Genomic DNA, 7,770 nt, shown 5'->3' on the forward strand with positions numbered 1-7,770 from the left:
GAGGAGAGCGGCCGGGTGCGGCCCGGCCTGGCGGATGCCTGGCTTAGCCAGCCGCGTCACCGGCGCCAGGCCAGTAGTAACTGTCAGGCAGGGCGCGGGCGCCGAAAATGGCCTGTCCGACGCGGACGACCGTCGCGCCTTCTTCAATGGCAATTTCGAAGTCACCGGACATGCCCATGGACAATTCATCCAGGGCAATGCCGGCAGGGGCTTCCTGTTGCAGGCGATGGCGCAATTCACGCAGCAAAATGAAGCAGCGGCGCACGCGCTGGGCTTCGGCAGAGAACAGCGCCAGCGTCATCAGGCCACGCACCCGCAGGGAACTGAAGGCGGGCAGCGCCTGGATGAAGGCGCTCGTGTCTTCGGGCGCCAGGCCGTACTTGCTGGCTTCCCCGGAGGTATTGACCTGGACGAAGACGTCCAGCTCGCGGCCTTCGGCTTGCAGGCGGCGGTCCAAGGCTTCCGCGACGCGCAGGCTATCGAGCGCCTGGAATTCGCTGGCAAAGCGCGCCACGAGTTTGGCTTTGTTGGTTTGCAGGTGGCCGATAACGGACCATTGGGCCTCGCTCAGGTCAGCCATGGCTTCCCATTTGTTATAGGCTTCCTGCACCTTGTTTTCGCCAAACAAGCGGCAGCCCGCCGCATAGGCCAGGCGGATATGGGCTTCATCCATGGTTTTACTGACGGGCAGCAGGCGGACGCTCGCCGGATCGCGGCCGACCCGCTCGCAGGCGGCCTGCATGCGGGCGCGTACCGCCGCCAGGTTGTATTTGAAATCTTCGACGCTGGTCGCCTTGGGGTAGCGCCCATGCTTGTCATGACTGGTGGCAGTCGGCAGGGCGGAGTCGGGACAGGTATTGTTCACGGCGCAATCCTTATGCATTGTTAAGAACCGCCAGCCTGATTGAGGGCTGTCTTGCCGGTTCCTATAAAATCATCTTGTGCCAAATTATATATTGTCATAGGTCAAAATGAGCATCACGGGCAAAACCGTCACTAGCATTTTCGAAAGTATCCGTCTGCAGGTGCAGGCGGGCAAGCTGCGGCCTGGGCAAATTTTGCCTCCGGTGCGCGATCTGGCCGTGACATTGGGGGTCAACCGCAACACCGTTGCCGCCGTGTACAAACGGCTGGCCGCGGCGGGGCTGGCAACGACACAAGGCCGGCGCGGCACGGTCATCCGTGAGCAGCTGGATCCTGGCGAGCAGGAGGGCTGGATGGCCGGCACGCCCCTGATTGATTTTGCCAGCGGCAATCCGAATCCGGCCTGGCTGCCGGATATCAACCAGGCCCTGGCGTGGCGGCCGTATCAGCATCAGCTGTATGGCGGTGAACCGGTGCACGCCGAACTGGCCGCCTATGGCAGGCAATGGCTGGGGCGGGATTGCCCAGGGGAGTACGCGCTGGATGTGGCGCACGGCGCGGTGGATGCGATAGAGCGTTTGCTGGCGGCCTACCTGGTGGCGGGTGATAAGGTGGCGGTGGAGGACCCTTGCTTTTTAAGTAGCATCAATACCTTGCGCATTGCCGGTTTGCAGGCTGTCGGGGTGGGAATGGATCACGCCGGCATGCGGCCGGATGCGCTGGAACAAGCGCTGGAACAGGGCGCGCAGGCCGTCATTGTGACGCCGCGCGCGCACAATCCGACGGGGTGCAGCCTGACGAGCGAACGCGCGCAGGCCTTGCAGGCCGTGCTGGAACGCTACCCGCATGTGCTGGTGATCGTGGACGATCATTTTGCCTTGCTGGCGTACAAACGCTATTGGCAGGTGATTCCGGCAAGCAGCACGCGCTGGGCGTTGGTGCGTTCGGTGTCCAAGGCCCTGGGGCCTGATTTGCGCCTGGCGCTGGTGGCCAGCGACCCGCAGACCTCGCAGCGTTTGCGTTTGCGTCTGGCGCCTGGGACAGGCTGGGTCAGCCACTTGCTGCAGGAGGTTGTGGTGGCCTGTCTGCAAGTGCCAGCCCTGGCCGGGCGCATGGGGCTGGCCACGCAGGAATACAGCTATCGCCGCAACATCCTCAAGCACGCGCTGGCCGCGCAAGGCGTGGCCGTGGCAGAGCCGGTGGATGGGCTGAATCTCTGGATACCCTTGCGCGAGCCTACCGGGCAGGCCGATGCGGCGTTGCTGGCGCGCCATGGCTGGCTGGTGCGCAGTGGCGATGTGTTCGGTGTCCAGGCACCGGCGTGCGGCTTGCGCGTCACTATTTCCACTTTGCATGAAGATCAGGTGGACCGCTTTGCCGTGGATATCGGCAAGGTATTAAAGGCGCGCGCATAGTTTGCTGGTGCCGCCAGGCACTGCCTGGCGGCAGACTGCATTGTGCAATATCAATGCCTGCCGCCATGGCGCCAAGAAATCAGAATGTTCAATGGTGTTCTTTTGCGCTAAGTCATGATTTAATTGAATCTGCTTTTCAATGTTTTGCATTTATTTTTATTGTCTCCGTAATTAAATTTTTTGTTTCGGAATTATCCTAAAAAGAAAAATAGATTTAAAAAGTTAGGATGAATCCGAAATTGATCCTGCTTTCTGGATTTTATTATTCCTCTCGGTAGAATTCGATATTCCCAGCGGTTGTTTATTAATAAGCAACATGGCGGCGGGAGTGAAAAATCTATTGTGGAGTTATGGAATGAATAAGATCAGCGCATCGGTCGGCATGGCAATTGTTTGTGCGGCAGCAATGGGCACGGCACAGGCCGCATCGGAAAATGGCACCATTCAATTCAAGGGTGCAATCAGCGCGGAAAGCTGCTATCTGGATTCCTCTATTGGTGATGCCAATTCGGTCATCGTCAATATGGGCACGGTTAACTCGTCGCAGGTTGGTACGGTTGCTGCGCCGCATTTCACCACGGGTGCCGGTCTGTCAACGGCCGATTTCAATGTGGTTTGCAAGAATGACGCCCAGGTATCGCTGACGCTCAAAGCGCCGCAAGCGGAACTGGTGGCGGGCAATCAGATCCTGCGCGTGAATAACGGCGTCAAGGGCGAGGGTTACGCTCAAAACGTCGGCGTGGCGGTGTACTCCTCCTCCAGCTCGTCCACGGCTTATGACCTGAGCAAGGAAAAGCTGCTGGATACGCAGGCCATCACTGCCGGTCAGAGCGTCAACGTCAAGTTCGCCGCCGCCTATGTGCGCAGCGGCGGTCAGGATGTCGCGCCCACGGCCGGTGTGGCCAACGCGACGCTGCCTTTCGTCCTCGAAATTCAGTAAGACGGGCATCAGGGCTGGCCAGGCGGCGGTTTGCCGCCTGGCCGGAAACCGGTGATCTTTCCCGGGAGGACTTTCATGTTTCGGAAGCTATTGGCGGGCGTGCTGGCGGGCATGGCCTGTATGGCAGCGCCAGTTCAGGCAACCATGGTGCTGAATGCATCACGCGTCATTTTGCAGGATGGCCGCCGCGAAGTGTCTTTCGGCATTCGCAGCCTGGATCGCGATGGCGGCTTTCTGGCCCAATCCTGGCTTACGCCAGCCGTGGGGGATGGCGAGGTCGAGCATTTCTCGCTGACGCCACAATTGGTGCAGGTGCAGGCTGGCAGCGAACAGCGTGTCCGCATCCTGTATGAAGGCATCGGCATGCCGGCGGATCGTGAATCCATGTTCTGGCTGAATGTGCAGGAAATTCCCCAGCGTGAGGCGCAAACCGGGTCATTGCAAATTGCAGTGCTGCAAAGAATCAAGTTTTTTTACCGGCCCAATGGGCTGAAGGGTAATTCCATGCAGGCGGCGGCGAATCTCGGCTGGCAATGGCGGAATGGCGAATTGCAAGTTGCAAATGCCAGCGCATTTCATGTGACGATTGTCGATCTGGCGGTGGCGGATCATGAAATTCAATCTGCAATTATCCTGGCGCCGGGTGAAAGCCGGTCCCTGGTGTTGAGTGCCTCGCAGCAAAACAGCCTGATCCGGGCACAAGGGAAATTCGCTTACGCGACGGTCAATGACTACGGCGCGCACGATCAAAGAGAAATGATTGTGCCGGTGGCTGGTCAGCCAGCAAAGTAACGGAATAATTATTTTTTGAATGGCGGTGCTGCCCCGGTGCGGGCAGTGATGGCCGGGTTGTCGGGAGTGGCAGATGCGCGGAGTTGCAGGCGGGAAAAGTTGCAAACGGCATCTGCCGGTATCCCGGAATTTGGATGCGGGCGCGCAGATGACGCTGGGTGTGGCCTTGGCCTTGGCGGCCTTTTCCGTTCAGGCACAGCCCCGGCAGGATGAACCCGTCAGCGTGGCCAGCGCCGGGCCAGCGGTGCTGGCTTATGACATGAGCCTGATACGCGGCGGCGCCAACGTGGACTTGTCCCGCCTGGGCGAGGGCAAGGCCAGCGCGCTGCCGGGGGTGTATGCGCTGGATATCGTCATCAATGGCGATGGCGTTGGCCGTTTCGATGTGCCGCTTGTCCTGCGGGCGGGCGAGCGTGAATTATTGCCCTGTCTGGACGCGGAGCTGCTGGCGCGCGTGGGCGTGGCGCCACGTTACATAGACGCCTTGCTGGCCCATCCGGTGGCTGGCTGTCTGGACTTGGCGCAGCTGGATGCGCAGGCCGTGGCACGCGTGGAAATGGCGCAATTGCGTCTGGTGCTGTCAATTCCCCAGGTCTATCTGGAGCGGCAGCGCTACGGGTATGTGGATAGCAGCTACTGGGATTACGGCGTTAATGCGGGCTTTATCAATTATCAGGGTAATGTGCGCCGCGACAGCCACCATGGTCAAAGTTCGGATAGCGTCTTCCTGGGGCTGAGCAATGGCGTGAATCTGGGGGCGTGGCGGCTGCGTAATGAATCCAGCGTCATGCGCATGCCGCATCAGGGAACGCAGTTCAAAAGCAACCGCACCTTCGTGCAGCGCGATGTGCCGGCCTGGCGCAGCCAGTTCTCCGCGGGTGAGCTGTATTCCAATTCCAATATCTTCGACAGCGTGCGCTTTCAAGGCGTGCAGATTGGCTCGGATGAAGGCATGCTGGCCGACAGCGAGCGCGGTTACGCGCCCGTGGTGCGTGGTGTGGCGGAAAGCAATGCCACGGTGGAAATCCGCCAGAACGGCTACATGCTGTACCGCACGGATGTGCCGCCCGGCCCGTTCATGTTGACGGAAATCTATCCCAGCGGCTCCAATGGCGACCTGGAAGTGACGGTGATCGAAGCCGATGGCCGCCGCCGCGTTTATATCCAGCCATTTTCTTCCTTGCCGCTGATGGTGCGCCAGGGCTATCTGCGCTATAGCGTGGAGGCGGGCCGCTACAAAGCCAATCAGTCGCAGCTTGATACCCCGGGCTTTCTGTCGCTGTCGGGCACTTATGGCTGGACCGAAAATATTTCCCTGTCCGGCGGGATGCAGGTGGCGGAAGGCTTCAAGGCCATCAATGCTGGCCTGGGGGGCAATACGCCGATAGGCGCCTTATCCGTGGACGTGACGCAATCCTTCAGCCGGGTGCAGGGGCAGACCCGCACAGGGCAGAGTATCCGGGGGCTGTATTCGCGCACCCTGGCCAGCACCAGCACGACCGTGACCCTGGCGGCCTATCGCTATTCGACGTCCGGCTACCGCTCCTTCGATAGCCACGTCCAGGATTTGTCCCGTTTCCGCTACGGGCCGTCGGATCGTCTGACGTCCGGCCGCTCGCGTTCGCGTTTTGACTTGAGCATCACCCAGGAACTGGGTGAAGACCGCCGCTATGGCGACCTGTTCCTGACGGCGCAGCGGCAGTCGTTCTGGGATGGCCAGACCACGCGTTCTTACAGCGCGGGCTATGGCAACACCTTTCGCGGCATGTCCTACAACCTGAGCATCTCGCGCGCCAAGGAGTTCTATGACTTCGGCGGCGGCGATAACGAAACCCGGGTGATGCTGACGCTGTCCATGCCCTTGGGCAGCAGCATCCAGCCAGCCCGTATGGCGGCCAGCTATGACCATACCCGCGATGGCGGCAATATGTCGGCCACGGTGTATGGCGATGTCCAGGCGGGCGGCCAGAATGTCAGTCTGTCGGCACAGGCCGCGCGCAGCCGCAATGGTGATGTCTCGGGCAGCGCCGGGGCCAGTACCGAATTGCCCATGGTGGCGCTGGGCGCGTCGTTCGGTGCGGGCAAGCATTACCACTCGGCCAGCATGAATGCCCGGGGCGCAGTAGTGGTCCACGGCGGCGGCGTAAATTTCTCGCGCACTGCCGGTGATGGTTTCGCCCTGGTGCAAGTCGAAGGCGTGCCGGGTGTCGGGGTCGGCAATGGCCTGGCGCGCACGGCGGCCAATGGGTATGCGGTCTATCCGACCACGCAGCCTTACCGTTTCAATACCATCCGCCTGGATTCCGGTGAGCTTGGCGCGGATGTCGAATTGGATTCCCTGTCGCGTACCGTGGTGCCGCACCGGGGGGCCATCGTCAAAGCTGAGTTCAAGGGCGTGATCGGGCGCCGTGTGCAGCTGCGTATCCTGGATGCCGCGGGCGAGCCGCTGCCGCTGGGGGCGGAAGTCCTGAATGCGGAAGGCCGCAGCCTGGGCTGGGTCGATCATCGGGGGCAGGCGCTGGTGCTGGTCACGCAGGATGAAGGCAGGCTGCAGGCGCAGTGGGGCGATGGCCGGAGTTGCCAGCTCGATTATGTGCTGCCGGCGCGGGACCCGGTGCGCAACTACGATAAACAGGGGGTCATATGTCAATGATGACGATAGACCGCCGGGCGGGGCGGATAAGGCGGCCAGCGCAGGCTGCGGCGAGCGGCACAGTAGGGTCATGGCTGCTGTTTTTGCCGCTGTTTCTGCTGCTGATGTGCCTGGCGGCGGATGGCCGCGCCGCCGCCCTGGGATTTGACGAGAACCGCTACATCCTGGAAGCGGGGCAGGGCCGCAAGGCTGTGGTGGTAAGTAACGGCGCGGGCCAGACGGCGCTGGTGCATGTCACCGTGGATTGGGGTGAGGCTGAGCAGGAGGGGGACGTGCCCCTCGCGGTCAGCCGTCCGCTGGTCGAGGTGCCAGCCCAGGGCAATGCCACGCTGGAAGTGTTTTTCGAGGGTGATGGCCTGCCGGATGACCGGGAGAGCTTTTTCCTGCTGAGTTTTCTCGATGTGCCGCCCGCAACGCCGGAAAGTGATGGCATCACCATGCGCCTGGCGGCACGGCACAGGCTGAAATTGTTTTACCGCCCGGCGCTGGCCATGCCGCCGCAGGCCGCGCGCGAAGCGCTGCGCTGGTCTTTGCCTGCCGATGGCGGCGCAGGCGCTGTGCAGCTGGACAACCCGACGCCTTATTACGTCACGCTGGTCGATCTGCAAGCCCGTGACCGCCATGGCAAGGCGTGCGGGGCAAACATCGCGCATCTGATGCTGGCGCCTTTTGCCCGCCTGGAGCAAGCCTGGCCGGAATGCCAGGGCGGGCCTGGCCAGCTGGATTACCGCTATGTCACCGATAACGGCGTGGAGCGGCTTTATACGGTGGCGCTGCAGCCTGGGCAGCCTGTGCCGCCGAGTCTGATTACCGAGTCCGAGCAATAAGGAGCCGGGACAATGTCGAAGATACTACTGAAGCTGCTGGCAGGCCTGCTGGCCCTATGCGCCTGGAGCACCAGCCATGCCATGGCCTGTCGCGGGCAGGACGGTTCTGTGAACGGCTATGACACGATTGTGGATACGATCGCCGTGCCGCTGGACTTGCCCAAGAACAGCATCCTGTGGCGTTCGGGGGCCAGGTCGCAGCGGGTGGTCTGCTGGCAGGATCAGATTGGACCGGCCGAATATGTGTATTTTTATCTGAATCCGTACAACAGCATGGGG

General features: G+C 61.4%; 7 protein-coding genes. 6 read left to right on the forward strand and 1 reads right to left on the reverse strand.

Translation table 11 applies throughout. The features are described 5' to 3' along the window. Positions 1 to 43: 43 nt before the first annotated feature. Positions 44 to 865, reverse strand: a complete 822-nt coding sequence (locus ACTJGZ_RS05750) for a YggS family pyridoxal phosphate-dependent enzyme (RefSeq protein ID WP_441661984.1) — start codon at positions 863 to 865, stop codon at positions 44 to 46. A 106-nt stretch (positions 866 to 971) separates the two neighbouring features. Between ACTJGZ_RS05750 and ptsJ the strand changes: the two genes are divergently transcribed. The 6 genes from ptsJ to ACTJGZ_RS05780 form a co-directional block, all read left to right on the forward strand. Next, positions 972 to 2,279: a MocR-like B6 salvage transcription factor PtsJ gene (gene ptsJ / locus ACTJGZ_RS05755; protein ID WP_441661985.1), complete on the forward strand. Its 1,308-nt coding sequence runs from the start codon at positions 972 to 974 to the stop codon at positions 2,277 to 2,279. A 355-nt stretch (positions 2,280 to 2,634) separates the two neighbouring features. Beyond that, the gene (locus ACTJGZ_RS05760; protein ID WP_441661986.1) at positions 2,635 to 3,219 is read left to right on the forward strand and encodes a fimbrial protein; all 585 of its coding nucleotides are present in this window, start codon (positions 2,635 to 2,637) and stop codon (positions 3,217 to 3,219) included. Positions 3,220 to 3,294: 75 nt separating this feature from the next. Further along, a complete protein-coding gene (locus ACTJGZ_RS05765) occupies positions 3,295 to 4,011 on the forward strand; it encodes a fimbrial biogenesis chaperone (protein ID WP_441661987.1) in 717 nt (238 codons plus the stop codon). Between the two features lie 148 nt (positions 4,012 to 4,159). Then, on the forward strand, positions 4,160 to 6,664 hold the full coding sequence (locus tag ACTJGZ_RS05770) for a fimbria/pilus outer membrane usher protein (protein WP_441661988.1): 2,505 nt from the start codon (positions 4,160 to 4,162) through the stop codon (positions 6,662 to 6,664). Then, positions 6,655 to 7,491: a fimbrial biogenesis chaperone gene (locus ACTJGZ_RS05775; protein ID WP_441661989.1), complete on the forward strand. Its 837-nt coding sequence runs from the start codon at positions 6,655 to 6,657 to the stop codon at positions 7,489 to 7,491. The genes ACTJGZ_RS05770 and ACTJGZ_RS05775 overlap by 10 nt, the downstream gene beginning before the upstream one ends. Before the next feature lie 12 nt (positions 7,492 to 7,503). Continuing rightward, positions 7,504 to 7,770: hypothetical protein (locus ACTJGZ_RS05780; protein ID WP_441661990.1), on the forward strand; the 267-nt coding region annotated here is incomplete at its 3' end.

Source organism: Kerstersia sp. (assembly GCF_052103615.1).
In the GTDB taxonomy this organism is placed as follows: domain Bacteria; phylum Pseudomonadota; class Gammaproteobacteria; order Burkholderiales; family Burkholderiaceae_B; genus Kerstersia.

Coding starts and splice junctions, on each gene's coding strand:
- ACTJGZ_RS05760 (WP_441661986.1), top strand. CDS start 2,635: ATGAATAAGATCAGCGCATCGGTCGGCATGGCAATTGTTTGTGCGGCA.
- ACTJGZ_RS05770 (WP_441661988.1), top strand. CDS start 4,160: ATGACGCTGGGTGTGGCCTTGGCCTTGGCGGCCTTTTCCGTTCAGGCA.
- ACTJGZ_RS05765 (WP_441661987.1), top strand. CDS start 3,295: ATGTTTCGGAAGCTATTGGCGGGCGTGCTGGCGGGCATGGCCTGTATG.
- ACTJGZ_RS05775 (WP_441661989.1), top strand. CDS start 6,655: ATGTCAATGATGACGATAGACCGCCGGGCGGGGCGGATAAGGCGGCCA.
- ptsJ (WP_441661985.1), top strand. CDS start 972: ATGAGCATCACGGGCAAAACCGTCACTAGCATTTTCGAAAGTATCCGT.